At 76.5% G+C, this 13883-nt stretch carries 9 protein-coding genes; 2 read left to right on the top strand and 7 right to left on the bottom strand.

Annotated elements, in window-relative coordinates:
* The first annotated feature begins 53 nt into the window (after positions 1-53).
* Together CP974_RS00805 and CP974_RS00800 are read left to right on the top strand one after the other, a co-directional pair.
* Complete coding sequence (locus CP974_RS00805) at positions 54-1118, top strand: PucR family transcriptional regulator (RefSeq protein ID WP_085921291.1); 1065 nt, start codon at positions 54-56, stop codon at positions 1116-1118.
* A 151-nt stretch (positions 1119-1269) separates the two neighbouring features.
* Entirely contained in the window at positions 1270-2289 is a 1020-nt protein-coding gene (locus CP974_RS00800; protein ID WP_085921292.1) for a LacI family DNA-binding transcriptional regulator, read from the top strand.
* Between the two features lie 138 nt (positions 2290-2427).
* Here the strand turns inward: CP974_RS00800 and CP974_RS00795 are convergent, their stop codons facing one another.
* The 7 genes from CP974_RS00795 to CP974_RS00765 all read right to left on the bottom strand — a co-directional run bounded on the left by CP974_RS00795 (position 2428) and on the right by CP974_RS00765 (position 13634).
* Positions 2428-2712, bottom strand: coding sequence for a tyrosine-protein phosphatase (locus CP974_RS00795; RefSeq protein ID WP_223844672.1), 285 nt, complete (start codon positions 2710-2712; stop codon positions 2428-2430).
* 37 nt (positions 2713-2749) lie between these two features.
* Entirely contained in the window at positions 2750-5011 is a 2262-nt protein-coding gene (locus CP974_RS00790; protein ID WP_085921294.1) for a glycosyl hydrolase family 95 catalytic domain-containing protein, read from the bottom strand.
* Positions 5012-5388: 377 nt separating this feature from the next.
* Positions 5389-7365 carry a beta-galactosidase gene (locus CP974_RS00785; RefSeq protein ID WP_150485763.1) on the bottom strand — a complete coding sequence of 659 codons (1977 nt, stop codon included), beginning with the start codon at positions 7363-7365 and terminating at the stop codon, positions 5389-5391.
* A complete protein-coding gene (locus CP974_RS00780) occupies positions 7365-9596 on the bottom strand; it encodes a sialidase family protein (RefSeq protein ID WP_150485762.1) in 2232 nt (743 codons plus the stop codon). Before CP974_RS00780 ends, CP974_RS00785 begins: the two co-directional genes overlap by 1 nt.
* A 139-nt stretch (positions 9597-9735) precedes the next feature.
* Entirely contained in the window at positions 9736-10653 is a 918-nt protein-coding gene (locus tag CP974_RS00775; protein ID WP_069975113.1) for a carbohydrate ABC transporter permease, read from the bottom strand.
* A complete protein-coding gene (locus CP974_RS00770; protein ID WP_223844669.1) occupies positions 10650-11873 on the bottom strand; it encodes an ABC transporter permease in 1224 nt (407 codons plus the stop codon). Before CP974_RS00770 ends, CP974_RS00775 begins: the two co-directional genes overlap by 4 nt.
* 24 nt (positions 11874-11897) lie before the next feature.
* On the bottom strand, positions 11898-13634 hold the full coding sequence (locus CP974_RS00765) for an extracellular solute-binding protein (protein WP_079139972.1): 1737 nt from the start codon (positions 13632-13634) through the stop codon (positions 11898-11900).
* Positions 13635-13883: the final 249 nt, after the last annotated feature.

The following is a 13883-nucleotide window of genomic DNA, read 5'->3' as shown; positions in this document are numbered from 1 at the left end:
CGCCGGGCACCGCGCGGCCATGAGGGCGGACCGGGACAGGAAGCGGGGCAGCGGTGGCGGCGGGGCGGGAGCGGGAGACCTCCGACGCGTACCTGGAGGGGTACGCGGAACTCCTGGCGGAGGTCGCGGCCACCGGCAGACGGCTCAGCCGCGACGAGCTGACGGCCCGCCGCGCCCTCGGCGAGCGCGCCGCCAAGGACGGCCAGGGGCTGCGCGCCCTGGTGGTCGCCCACCTCGCGGCCACCCGCGCCGCCTGGCCCGGCGGGCGGACCGCCGACTCCGTGCTCGCCGCCGTGCAGCAGGCCGTGGACGCGTTCGCCGCCGGGTACGAGGGGGCCCAGCGGCTCGCCGTGCGCCGGGAGGAGGCCGCGCGCCGCGAGTTCATCGACGACCTGCTCTACGGCCGCAGCGACCTGGGCCGGCTGGCCGAGCGCGCCGAGCGGTTCGGCCTGCGCCTGGCGCGCGCCCACGCCGTCGCCGTGGCGGACGCCCCCACCGCGTACGACGAGACGGAGCCGGTCTCCCGCCAGGTCGAGCAGGCGCTGCTGGGCCGCTTCGGGGACCGACGCATCCTGTTCACCACCAAGGACGGGCGGCTCGTGTGCGTGGCCCCCGGCGACCAGGACGACGTGCTGCTGTACTTCGCCAAGCAGGCGCACGCCGCGACCGACGGGGGCCGCGTCGCCATCGGCCGCCCCCACCCCGGACCGGGCGGTGTCGTCCACTCGTACGAGGAGGCCCTCAACGCGCTCGACCTCGCCGACCGGATGAACCTGGACGACCCGCTGCTGCGCGCCGCCGACCTGCTGGTCTTCCCCGTGCTGACCCGCGACCGGCAGGCCATGGCCGACCTGGTGCGCAGCACGCTGGGCCCGCTGCGGCAGGCCCGCGGCGGCGCCGGGCCCCTGCTCGACACGCTGACCGCGTACTTCGACTCCGGGTGCAACGCCGCCGAGGCCGCGCGGCGGCTGACCCTGAGCGTGCGGGCGCTGACGTACCGCCTGGAGCGGGTCCACCGGCTCACCGGCGCCGACCCCTCCGACCCCATGCACCGCTACACCCTGCAGACCGCGGTGATCGGCGCCCGGCTGCTCGACTGGCCCCGCAAGGAGGTGTGACCCGCTCCCGGCGCCTCCGGCGGCGCGGCGGCGCCGGCACTGTCGAAGCGCTTCGACGGCGTCTCTGGACAGCGGTCATGGACGGCTCTAATGTCGGGTGGAGCCCATCGAAGCGCTTCACCTCGCTTCTGTCCACCGTCCGGGAGAGCCGATGGTCACCCTCGCCGATGTCGCTCAGCATGCCGGAGTCTCCGCCAGCACGGTGAGCTACGTCCTGAGCGGCAAGAGGTCCATCTCCGCCTCCACCCGCGAGCGCGTCGAGCGGAGCATCGCCCACCTCGGCTACCACCCCAACGCGGGCGCCCGCGCCCTCGCCAGCAGCCGGTCCAACATCATCGCGCTGATGATCCCCCTGCGCACGGACATGTACGTCCCCGTGATGATGGAGATCGCCATCGCGGTCGCCACCACCGCCCGCTCCCACGGCTACGACGTCCTGCTCCTCACCGGCGAGGAGGGCCCCGCCGCCGTCCGCCGCATCGAGGGCAGCGCGCTCGCCGACGCCATGATCCTCATGGACGTCGAGCTGGACGACGACCGGCTGCCGCTGCTGCGCGAGGCCGCCAGGCCCGGCGTCCTCGTCGGCCTGCCCGCCGACCCCTCCGGGCTGAGCTGCGTCGACCTCGACTTCGAGGCGGCCGGTGCCCTGTGCGCGGAGCACCTCGCCGGGCTCGGCCACCGCGAGATCGCCGTCATCGGCGAGGCCGCCGCCGTCTACGAGCGGCACACGGGCTTCGCCGAACGCACCCTGAGCGGCCTGCGGGAGCGCTGCCGCGAGCTGGGCGTACGGCTGCTGCACCGCCCCTGCGAGGGCAGCTACGCGTCCGTCGCCGCCACCCTGGCGCGCGTCCACGACGAACGGCCCGGCACCACCGCGTTCGTCGTCCAGAACGAGGCCGCCACCGATCCGCTGCTCGCCCTGCTGCGCCAGCAGGGCCGCGCGGTCCCGGAGGACGTGTCGGTGATGGCCATCTGCCCCGAACAGGTCGCCGCGCACGCCTCCGTACCCCTCACGTCCGTCGCGGTGCCCGCGCAGCGGATGGGGCGGCACGCCGTCGAGCGGGTCGTCGCCAAGCTGCGGGGGCAGGCCGGCGACGGCGTGGTGCTGCTGGAGCCGGAGCTCACCGTCCGCGAGAGCACCGGCCCCCGCCCGGCCCCGGCCCCCGACTGACCTCGGGGCCGGACACGCCGGCCGGCCCCGACGGCCCGCCACCCGCGACACGACCCATCAGCCGCCCGTGACCCGCCGCCCGCCCTGCGGCCCGCCGCGCGTCAGCCCGCCCCGGCGACCGCGCCCGCCCCGCGCCCGTCAGCCCACGGCGCCCCCCGAGGCGGGGGCGGGCTCCAGCAGGTGCCGCCGCAGGGCGCCCACCAGCGCCTCGTCCGCGCCGAGCCGGCCGGCCGCGTAGCCGGGCAGCGACCCGTACCGGCTCGCGAGCCCGTCGAGGAAACGCCGCATCACCTCGCCCAGCGCCCGCCCGAAGTGCGGCCAGGTCGGCTCCCGCCCCGGATCGCTCGCCGACCAGTCCGCCACCAGCCGCCCGGTGGCCAGCTCCGTCAGCGCGTAGTCGGCCACGATCGTCTCGTCGTCCACCCCGCCCCTTTCGCGGGCGGGGGAGGGGGAGCGGCGGTCATCCGGTGCCCAGGGTGAGCACCAGCTCCTCACCGGCGGTCAGTGCCAGCGGCCGGCCCCCGGCGGGGGTCCTGAGGTCGATCCGCGCGGTCCTCGACGGCCGGACCACGGCGGTGCAGCTCCCGTCGCGCCACCGCAGGTCCACGCGCGCGCCGAACCGGGTCCGCACCCCGCGCAGCGCGCCCCGCGCCCACCCCGCCGGGAGCGCGGGCAGCAGCACGAGCCGGTCCGGCGCCGACTGCACCAGCAGCTCGATCAGCAGGCCCGGCAGGGTGTGCGCCGCGTCCGCGTTGTACACCCGCCGCCGCGGATAGTGGGAGCTCATCAGCGAGGCGTGGAAGAAGTCCCCCTCCAGCACCCGGCGCAGCGACCCCGCCGCCCGCCCGGCGTCCCGCAGCCGCGCCGCGACCAGCGCCTGGTGCAGATGGCCGTGGGCCGAGTCGTTCTCCGCGCCCCGCAGCTCCAGCGCCCGGTGCGCGGCCCGCGCCAGGCCGGGGGTGTCGTACGGGTTGACCTCGCCCAGCGGCCACACCGGGTACAGGTGGCTGAGGTGGCGGTGGTCGTACGTGTCGTTCAGGCCCGGCCAGGCCCATTCGGCGAGCGCCCCGTCGCCGTTGACCCGGTAGGCGGGCAGCCGGGCCGCCAGTGCCCGCAGCCGCTCCGCGTCGGCGGGGAGGTGCGCCGCCGCCGCGGTGAGGGCGTGGCGGGCGGCGGCGATGTCCATCGTCGCGTTGACGGTGACCCGGCCCGCGCCGGCGGGGCGGTTCTCCGGCGAGTACGACGGGACCACCACGATCCGCCCGTCGGGGCCCGTCCGGGTCAGGAAGTCCTCGTAGAACCGCGCCACCTCGGCGAGCGCGCCCACCAGCCGCCGGTCGGTCTCCCCGGTCGTCTCGGCGTGCTCCAGGAGCGGCAGCAGCAGCCAGTCCGCGCCCGCCGTCCACACGTGCAGCGGGTAGGCGCGCTGGAAGTGGTACGAGTGTCCCGACACGCCGTCCGTGTGGGCCGGGGCGACCACGCCGCGCGCCCCGAACACGGCCCGCGCGTTGTCCCGCCAGTCGTCCAGCTGCCCGTACACCAGCGCCGCGTGCGCCTCCACCACCTCCGGCAGGTCGGCGGCGGGTGCCGACGCGGTCTGGAGGTTCAGGTTGGCGTCGGTGGTGAACGCCCCGGACCAGGCGGTGTCCCAGTCACCGGTCCACAGCCCCACCAGCCGGGGCGGCAGCATCCCGCTCGCCGACAGCAGGTGGTAGCGGCCCGCCGCGAACAGCCGCTCCAGCAGCGCCGCCCCGCGCCGGCGGGCCAGCAGCGCGCTCCCCGGCATGGCCCGCTCGGCCCTCTCGCCGCCCAGGTCGAGGACGACCCGCTCGTACGCCGCCCGGTGCGCCTCCTCGTGCCGGGCCAGCAGCCGGGCGTACCCCGCGGCGGTCCCCTCGGCGCCCTCCAGCAGGGCGCGCAGCCGCGCCGCCTCGGCCGGCACGTCCTGCGCGTCCGATGTCCCGGCGTGCCGGTGCACACGGGTCAGCACCAGCACCCCGCGCACGGCGCCCCGCAGCCGTACGCCCCCGCCGTCCGGCGCGGCCGTGGCGCCGGACGGCGCCGCCCCGCCGCCCACCGGCTCCGCCTCGCCGCCGTCCACGACCACGAGGGCCACCCCCGTGTACCCGCCGCCGCCCTCCGGGTGGCGGGCCCGCAGCGTCAGCAGCGCCCCGCCCGGCAGCGGCGCGGCGCCGTGCCGTACGGCCAGGCCGGGCGGCGCGCCCGGCAGGTCCGCGTCCAGGCGGATCCCGGTGACGGCGGGCCCGCCCGTGACGTACTGGACGACCACGTCGTCGGCGCGCGAGACGAACACCCGGCTCTCCCGGCCTCCGCCGGAGGCCCGGACCACGCCCGTCGCGAAGGCCACCTCCCGCCGGTAGCCCGGCACACCGCCCGGCCCCGGTGGCGCCCCGCCCCGGCGCACCCGCACCGCGAACGCCGGGTGGAAGGAGCCCACCCAGCGCAGCGGACGCCCGTCCGTGAATTCGTCGCCCGCCGCCGTGTCCCCGGCCAGCAGCCGGTCCCGCAGCTCCGCGAGCCGTCCGGCCAGCCGGGGAGGACGGGTGTCCGCGGCCGGTACGGGCCGCACCAGCGCGTGATGGGTGACGATCACCCGCTCGTCGTGGGGATCGCCGTGGACGAGGGCGCCGTGGCGGCCGTTGCCGCTCAGGAACGCGTCCTCCCAGCGCGCCGCGGGCTCCGCCTCCCACGTCCCGTGCACCGGCCCCCCGCCCGCCGGGTCCGCGCCCAACGGGTCCGCGCCCGCCGGGTCCGCGCCGTCCGGGCTTCCGCCCAACGGGTCCAACGGGTCCGCGCCCTCCGGCCCTCCGCCCGCCGGGTCCGTTCCCGTGCCGCTCCCGTCGGCGGAGCCACCGCCCGAGCCGGTGCGTACCGAGCCGGCGTCCGCGCCGCCCGGCCACCGGCCCGCCGCACCCCCGCCCGTCCCCGCCGCGCCCCCGCCCGTCCCCGCCGCGCCCCCGCCCGGCGGCGCGGCGACCCGGCCCGCGCCCGCCCGGCCCGCGCCCGCCTCGCCCGCCCCCGCGCCCGTCCCGTCCGCCCCCGCCCCGTCCGCCGGCCGCGGGCCTCCCCACGCCGGCGTCACGCCCCCGCCTCCCGCAGCGCCGCCACCCCGTACCGCTCCAGCCGCAGCGCGCCCGCCACGTCCGCACCGGACAGCAGGTCGCGGAAGGCACCCGGCACCGGGACCTCGACCGGCTCCCGCCCGTGGTTCAGCACGAACAGCAGCCGCCCCCGCCGCACCGCCTCCACCCCGGCCGGCAGCCCCTCCAGCACCGGGCGCACGCCCGCCCCGGCGGCGGCCCGCACCAGCAGGCCGCGCAGCCCGTCCGGGTCCGGCAGCGTCGAGACGTACCAGGCGCCGCCCCGGCGCAGCACGGCCGGGAGCCCCGCCGTCTCCCCGCTCCGGTAGGCGGCCACCACCTCCGCGTCGGCGGCCTCCAGCTCCTCCGACCACACGGTGCCGGTGAAGCCGTCGCACTCGACGCTCTCGCCCCGCTCCAGCGGCCACCACGCGTGCAGGGTGCGCAGGCCGAGCAGCGCCCGCAGCCGCTCGTCCATGCCGCCGGGCCGGATGCGGTCGTGCGCGTCGGCGGTCCCGGTGAGGAAGCCGCACACGAGCGTGCCGCCGCCGCGCACGTAGGCGGCCAGGTTCTCCACCGCCGCGTCCGGCAGCAGGTACAGCTGCGGCGCCACCACCATGCGGTAGCCGCGCAGGTCGTGCCCGGGGTGGGCGAACGCCGTGGTGAGGCCGGCCTCCCACAGGGCCCGGTGCCACGCCCGGACCACCTCCGGGTACTCCGCCTCCCGCGAGGGCCGCCCCTCCTGCAGGGTGCCCCACCAGGCGTGCCAGTCGTGCAGCACCGCCACGTCCGCCGCGACCCGGGTGCCGGCGACCTCCGGGCCCAGCGCGGCGAGTTCGGCGCCGATCCGCTTCACCTCCCGGAAGGCGCGGCCGTGCTCCCCGGCGTGCGGCACCATCGCGGAGTGGAACTTCTCGGCGCCCTGCCGGGACTGGCGCCACTGGAAGTAGCAGACGGCGTCCGCGCCGCGCGCCACGGCCTGGAGGGACAGCAGCCGGTTCTGGCCGGCCGGCCTGGGTGCGTTGACGTCCCGCCAGTTGACCGCGCCGGCGGCCTGCTCCATCACCATCCACGGCCCGCCGCCCGCCTGCGACCGGGTCAGGTCCGCGACGAGGGCGTTGTACTGGCCGCCGAGCGGGTCCCTCGGGTCCGGGTAGACGTCCACGGACACGGCGTCCTCCTCGGCGGCCCACGCCCAGCCGTCCAGCCCCTGCCAGAAGGCCATGAGGTTCGTCGTGACCGGGATGTGCGGGGTGTGCCGGGCGACGACGTCCCGCTCGGCCCGGTGGCACTCCAGGAGCGCGTCGGAGGTGAAGCGGCGGAAGTCCAGCAGGTGCGCCGGGTTGCGCAGGTACTGGGCGCGGCGCGGCGGGATCACCTCGTCCCAGGTGTCGTACCGCTGCGACCAGAAGGCCGTGCCCCACGCCTCGTTGAGCGCGTCGAGGGTGCCGTGGCGGGCGGCGAGCCAGCGGCGGAAGTGCCGGGCGGTCTCGTCGCACCAGCAGTGCGTGCCGTACTCGTTGCCGATGTGCCACATCGTCAGGGCCGGGTGGCCGGCGTACCGGGCCGCCAGGTCCCCGGTGATCGCCGCCGCGTGCGAGCGGTAGACGGGCGAGCTGGGGCAGAAGTGCTGGCGGGAGCCCCACCAGACGGTCCGCCCGTCCTCGTCGCGGGGCAGCGTGCCGGGGTGCCGGGCGCCCAGCCACGGCGGCGGCGACGCGGTGGGCGTGGCCAGCACCGCGCCGACGCCGTGCGCGTGCAGCAGGTCCATCAGCCGGTCGAGCCAGCCGAAGTCCCGCACGCCGGGGCGCGGTTCGATGCGGGCCCAGGAGAACACCCCGACGGTCACCGAGTTCACCCCGGCGTCCCTCATCAGCCGCATGTCGTCGGCCCAGGTCTCCTCGGGCCACTGCTCCGGGTTGTAGTCGCCGCCGAAGAGGATCCGGCCCCGGGTGGCGTCGCCGAGCGCGGGCATCAGACCGGGTCGCCGTACTGGACGCCGCGGCCGTTGGTGCCGAGGTAGACCCGGCCGTAGCGGCGCGGGTCGCCGGTGACCACCTCGCCGGTCCAGCCCCACTGGTGGGCGTCGTCGTTGATCCGGACCCAGCTCCGCCCGGCGTCGTCGGAGCGGTACACGCCCGTCACGTCCCCCACCGTGCCGGTCTGGTACACCGCCGGGTAGCCGTCCCCGCCGGGCGCCGCCCGGCCGAAGCCCAGGGCGTACGAGGCCCGGCAGCCGGCCGTCCGGGCGAAGGCGCGCCCGCCGTCCACGGACCGGAACAGGCCGTGGTCCTTGGCGGAGAGCCACAGGTCGCCGCTGCGGCCGGGCGCCGCCGCGATCCGGTACTGGACGTCGCCGGACGGCAGGCCGGTCGCCGTGGCGCTGAAGGTCGCGCCGCCGTCGGTGCTGGTGTACAGGGTGCCGGCGGCGGTGTCGTAGGCGTGGAAGCGCCGGGGGTCGACCGGGTCGGCGACCGGGGCGGCGCCCGCGGGGAAGGTGGGGACCTCGGTCCAGTGGGCGCCGCCGTCGGTGGAGCGGTGGGTGGCGGAGCGGGTGCCGTCCCCGTGGACGAAGGACCACAGCAGGACGCGGCCGTCCGCGCCGGTGGCGATCGGGCCGGGGGCCTGCCGGGCGGGGGCGGGCTGGGCGGCGAACGGCGTCCAGGTGCGCCCGCCGTCGGTGGAGTACGCGCCGTTGCCGTGGTCGCCCCATCCGGACCGCACCACGTACGAGGGCCGCAGCGGCGCCAGGGCCAGGCCGGTGGCGGTGCCGAACACCGGGTTCGCGGCCATGCCCCGCGAGGGGGAGGCGGTGAGGCGGTCGTGGTACATCACGCCGACGTCGCCGAGCCCGCTGAGCAGGTGGGCACCGCCCGAGGGCGGGGAGAGGAGCTGGCGCACCGAGCTCTCCTCCAGGCCCCGGACCTCCGGCGCCCAGTGGCGCAGGTCGCGCGTGCCGTACAGGGTCGCGCCGGTGCCGTACACCAGGTGCCGGGAGTCGAACGGGTCGAGCGCGAGCGCCTGGATCCACCAGCCGAACTTGGGCCGCTCGGCGCCCCACGCCAGATACGGCGTCTCGGACACGTCGAACACGGCGGTGTCCTTCAGGGACGTCCAGGTGGCGCCGCCGTCCGTCGACCGGAAGAGGGTGTCCACCGGGCCCCAGCGGTTGTTGGTGGAGACGACGACGGTGCCGGGACGGCGCGGGTCGGTGGCCGCCCCGCCGTACCCGAACGTGTCGCCGGGGCCCGGCCGGACCGGGGTCACGTCGGTCCACGTCCCGGTCGCCGTGTCCAGGCGGTGGACCGAGCCGTCCGTCTGGCCGTTGGGGCCGGGCGCGTCGGCGTACGTGACGTACAGGGCACGGGTCCCCGCGTCGTACGCGGCGCGGACCGGCACCCGCGCCGACGGGCCGCCCGGCCGGCCCGGCACCGCCTCCCAGCCGCCGCCGGGCGCGGTGCGGTAGAGGGCGCCCCCGCCGTCGCCCCAGCCCGCGTACACCGTCCGGCCCGCGGCGGCCAGCAGGGTCACGCCCTGGCCCGTCGCGGAGGGGGTGGCGGGGAAGGGCGCCGGGGCCCACGTGGCGCCCCGGTCGCGGGAGACGAGCAGCCCGTCGTGACGGGTGCCCAGCCACAGGGTCGCCGGGTCGCGCGGGTCGACCAGCAGCCGCTCGCCGGTGCCCCGGCCGTCCTCGTTGGCGCCGAGCCGCACGTCCAGGTCGGTGCGGGCCCACGTCCGGCCCCGGTCGTCGGAGCGCAGCACCGCGCCGGGGCCGGCCCACGGCTGGGTGTAGGTGCCGAGCGCCAGGTAGATCCGGTCGGGGTGGGCGGGGTCGACGGCCATCGCCTCGACGCCCAGCAGGTTCCAGTCGTCCCAGCCCAGGTGGTCGGTGAGCGGGATCCAGCGGGCGCCCCGGCCGTCCCAGCGGTAGGCACCGCCGATGTCGGTGCGGGCGTAGGCGAGGTCCCGTACGGCCGGGTGGAACAGCACGCCCGTGACGAAGCCGGTGCCGCCGATCACGGCGGTGCGCCAGCGGTAGGGGGCCGAGCCGCCCGCCGGCCGGTCCGCCGCGCCCGGCTCGGGGGCGTGGGGCGGCGGGCCGGGCGCCTCGCGCGGGGCGGCGTGGGCGGCGGCGGACGCGGCGGCGAGCGCGGCGGTGGCGGCGCCGCCGAGGACGGACCGCCGGCTCGGCGGGGAGGGGCGCATGGCATGCCTCGGTCTCTGTGAGGGGGCGGGAGAGGCGGCGCCTGCCGGGGCGGGGGGTGATCACACCCCGGCAGGCACCGGTACGGGGGGGGAGGGGAAGGAAGGGGCGGCCGGTCCCCGGGGGCCGGACCGCGGCCGGTCAGCCCTTCACGGCGCCGGTGAGCATCCCCTTCCTGAAGTGCTTCTGCACGAAGGGGGAGGCGACCGCGACCGGGACGAGCGCCAGCACCATCACGGCCATCTGCACCGCCAGCGGGGAGAGCTGTCCGGTCCTGACCATCTGGGCCAGCCCGGTCGGCGGCTCCTGCTTCTGCACGATCTGGATCATGACGTTCTGCAGCGGCATCATGTCCTGGTCGGAGAGGTACAGGGAGGCGTTGAACCAGGCGCTCCAGTAGCCGACCGCGTAGAACAGCGCGATCACGGCGAGCACCGCCCGGGACAGCGGAATGACGATCCGCCAGAGGATGCGCAGCTCCCCGGCGCCGTCGATGCGGGCGCTGTCGATCAGCTCCGGCGAGATGTTCATGAAGAACGCCCGCAGCACCAGGATGTTGAAGACGCTCACCGCGCTCGGCAGGATCAGCGCCAGATAGGTGTCGGTCAGCCCCAGCGCCTGTACCAGCAGGTACGTGGGGATCAGCCCGGCGCCGAAGAACATGGTGGCCAGCAGCGTCATCAGGATCCAGCGGTGGCCCGCCGAACCGGGCCGCGACAGGCCGTGGGCGCACAGCACCGACACGGCCATGCTGAACAGCGTGCCGACGACGGTGACGCCCACGCTGACCAGCGCCGCCCGCTGCACCTGCCCGCCGCCCAGCAGCTCCTGGTACGCGACGAAGGTGATGTCCCGCGGCACGACGACGAGACCGCCGGCCTCGTCGATCGTCCGGCGGGACGACAGGCTCGTGACGACCACGATCCACAGCGGGAAGAGGATCGCCAGGCACGCCCCGGCGAGCACGATCCCCTTGGCGGCCAGCCCCGCCCTGCGGGGCTCCTCCTCCCAGACGGGGCGGGACGGGGCCGCCCGGCCCCCGCGTCGTTTCCGCCTCACTTCCGGTACACCCCCTGCTCGCCCATGAGGTGGGCGGCCTTGTTCGCCGCGAGGACCAGGCCGAGGCCGACCACGCCCTTGACGAGCCCGGCGGCGGCCGCGTACCCGAAGTCCTGGTTGCGGATGCCGTTCCACCAGACGTACGTGTCCAGTACCTCCGCCGCGTCGGGGCCGACGGCGTCCCGCTGGAGGAGGAGCTGCTCGAAGCCCACGGTCAGCGCGTCGCCGACGCGCAGCACCAGCAGCAGGGCGATCACGGGGCGCAGCGCCGGAAGCGTCACGTGCCACATGCGCCGCCAGCGCCCGGCGCCGTCCATGGCCGCCGCCTCGTACAGGTCCTGGCTGACCGCCGACAGCGCGGCGAGGAAGACGACGACGCCCCAGCCGGCGTCCTTCCAGACGCCCTCGGAGGTCACGAGGATCTTGAAGAAGCCGGGGTCCGTCATCAGGTCGAAGCCCTCGACGCCGTACCGCCGCAGCGTCTGGGCGATGATGCCCGCGCCGCCGAGGATCTGCTGGAAGACGGTGACGACCAGTACCCACGAGAAGAAGTGCGGCAGGTACAGGACGGCCTGGGCGACCGCCCGCACCCGGGGCCGGACGACGCTGTTGACCAGCAGCGCGAGGCCGATGGGCACCGGGAAGAACAGCACGAGCTGGAGCAGGAACAGCACCAGCGTGTTCTCCACCGCCCGCCAGAACGCCGGGTCGGACAGGAGCCGTTCGAAGTGCTCCAGCCCGATCCACGGGCTCTCCAGCATGGCGGTGAAGCCGTTCTCGCTGAGGTACGGGTCGTAGTCCTGGAAGGCGACCACGTTGCCCAGCACGGGCACGTAGCTGAAGACCAGCACGAGCAGGAGCGCCGGGAGCGTCATGAGGACCAGCGCCCGGTCGCGCCGCAGCCGGGCGCGCGGGCCGGCCCGGCCCTGACGGCCTCCCTCGCGGTCGCGGGCCCGGCCCCGGTCGCGGGCGCGGCTCCGGTACCCGTCCCGGCCCCGGTCGGCCGGCACGACGGCGCCGCCGGCCGGGCCCGGCTCCGAGCCCGGTCCGGGACCTGGGCCGCCGCCGTCCGGTCCGGGGCCGCTGTCCGGTCCGGGACCGCTGTCCGGTCCGCCGCCGCCGTCCGGTCCGGGGCCCGCGCCGGGGGACGGCGCCCCCTCCTGTGCGGCGCCGTCCCCCGGCGCGGGCCGGCCCTCCGGCACCGTGCTGTGCTGCGACACGGGTCCCTCCTCGCGCTCGGTGTGTCAGTTCGCCGCGGAGCCGGCGTCGTCCAGCAGCCCGCGGTACCAGTCCCGGAGCCGGTCGCCGCCCCTGCTCCGCCACTCGGACACCGCCTGCTGGACGTCGCCGATCTTCTTGCGGCCCCGCACCACGTCGTCCTCCAGCTGCTCGAAGTCGTCGGCGAGGTTGGCCCAGCGGCTCGGCTCGGTGACCGTCAGTCCGTAGAAGGGGGTCTTCACCGTGTGGGCGCCCATCCGCTGCTGCCACTCCACCTGCGCCTTGACCAGGTCCGGGCGGTCGGGGTGCGCGAGGTACGGGGCGGGGTCGCCGACCAGGTCGAACGCGCCGGTCACCTGGAGGTGCCCGGTGTCGTTCTTCACCGGCATGCCCCCGCTCAGCGTGTGGTGGACGCCCGCCACGCCGTAGTCGGTGAGCAGGCGCTCCCTCGTGCCGTAGGGCGCCGCGCAGAAGTCGGCGACGGCGAGGAAGTCCCGGACGACCGGCTCGGGCGCCTTCTCGCTGACGAAGGTGAACATGTTCGCCGGCTGCTGGGCGAACAGCCGGGGCGCGGAGCCGTCATGACCGAAGATGTCCATCCCGCCCATGCGGAAGTCCGGGTTCTGCCCGGCCTGCTCGACGCTCTTGACGTACCAGTGGGACAGGTCGTTGTTGTAGACGAGGACCTGCCCGGAGGTGAAGCGGTTGCCGGCGTCCCCCTGGTTCTGCGCCCTGGCGTCCGGGTGCACGACGTTCGCCGCGTACAGCTTGCGGACCCATTCCAGGGCCTCCAGGTACTCCTCGGTCTCGACCCGGTTGACGAGCCTGCCGTCGACCGTGTTCCACCACAGGGCCCGGTCGCTGCCGGGCAGGACGCCGAAGGCGTGGAACGCGGTCCACTTCATGTCGTCGCAGGCCCACACCTTCGCCTTGGCGCTGGTGGCCTCCTTCGCCCAGGCCAGGAACTCGCCGGCGCTGCCGGGCACCTGGTAACCGCGCTCCTCGAAGAGGTCCTGCCGGTAGTACGGCACGATGTTGACGACGTACGAGGCGGGCATCGGGATGCCGCGCAGGGCGCCGCCGAAGATCGCCCGCTGCCAGGCGTCGGTCGGTACGGCGGCCAGGTTCGGGTACTCCTTGACCCGGTCGCCGGACAGGTAGGGGCCGAGGTCGGCGAACTTGGCGTTCACCGCGCCGGGGATCCTGCCGGTGAGGTTCCAGCCGGGCACCACCACCACGTCCGGTATCTCGCTGGAGGCCAGGACGGCGCCGAGCTTCTCGTCGTAGGTGTTGCCGTCCTGGTTCTGCCAGCGGGTCGTCACGCCGATGGCCTCGTCCATCGCCCGGTACCAGGCGTTGCCGCCCGGCGGCGGCGAACCCCACAGCGGCGCCATGATCCGCACCGTGCCGCCCTTGCCGAGCCTGCGGGGCACGGAGGTCCTGAGCCGTTCCGGCGCGACGGCGGTGGTGAACCCCGCCGAGGAGCCGTTCCTCGCCGGGATGTCCGGCTTCACGATCTCCCGCGGCACGTAGGCGGGAAGGATGCCCGCCGCGTCCTTGCCCGAGGTGGCGCCCTCCTTGCGCTGCTCCCGTGCGCCCCCGCCGCAGGCGGCGAGCAGGGGCAGGCCGCCCGCAGCCGCCGCGGCGGCCACCGCCGTCGAGGCCAGGAAGCTCCGCCGGCCGGGACCGGCGCCGCGCCCCGGGCCGGGGACGGGGCCCGTGCCGGGGCCGGGCGCGGGGAGTGCGGGGGAGTTCGGCGTCATTGCGTCAACCCTTCGTGGCGCGCCGGGACACGCGGCGGTGTCCGCCGTCGGCCGCGGTGTCCGGGACGGGACGTGCGGGGACCGAAGCGGTGCACCGGCACGGCCGCGTTCACGACCGCACTCCCTGTCGAAGCGCTTCGATGTTGCAGCGAGGCTAAGTGAACGCCACCGGCCGCACAAGGGTCGCCGAGCAGATTCGCCGCGACCCCCGTTCCGGCCACCAGACCCGCCGGGGCGGGAGTGGACGAC

The organism is Streptomyces fradiae ATCC 10745 = DSM 40063, from assembly GCF_008704425.1.
GTDB classification, from domain to species: Bacteria; Actinomycetota; Actinomycetes; order Streptomycetales; family Streptomycetaceae; genus Streptomyces; species Streptomyces fradiae.
This window is presented reverse-complemented; position numbering and strand designations above follow the sequence as displayed.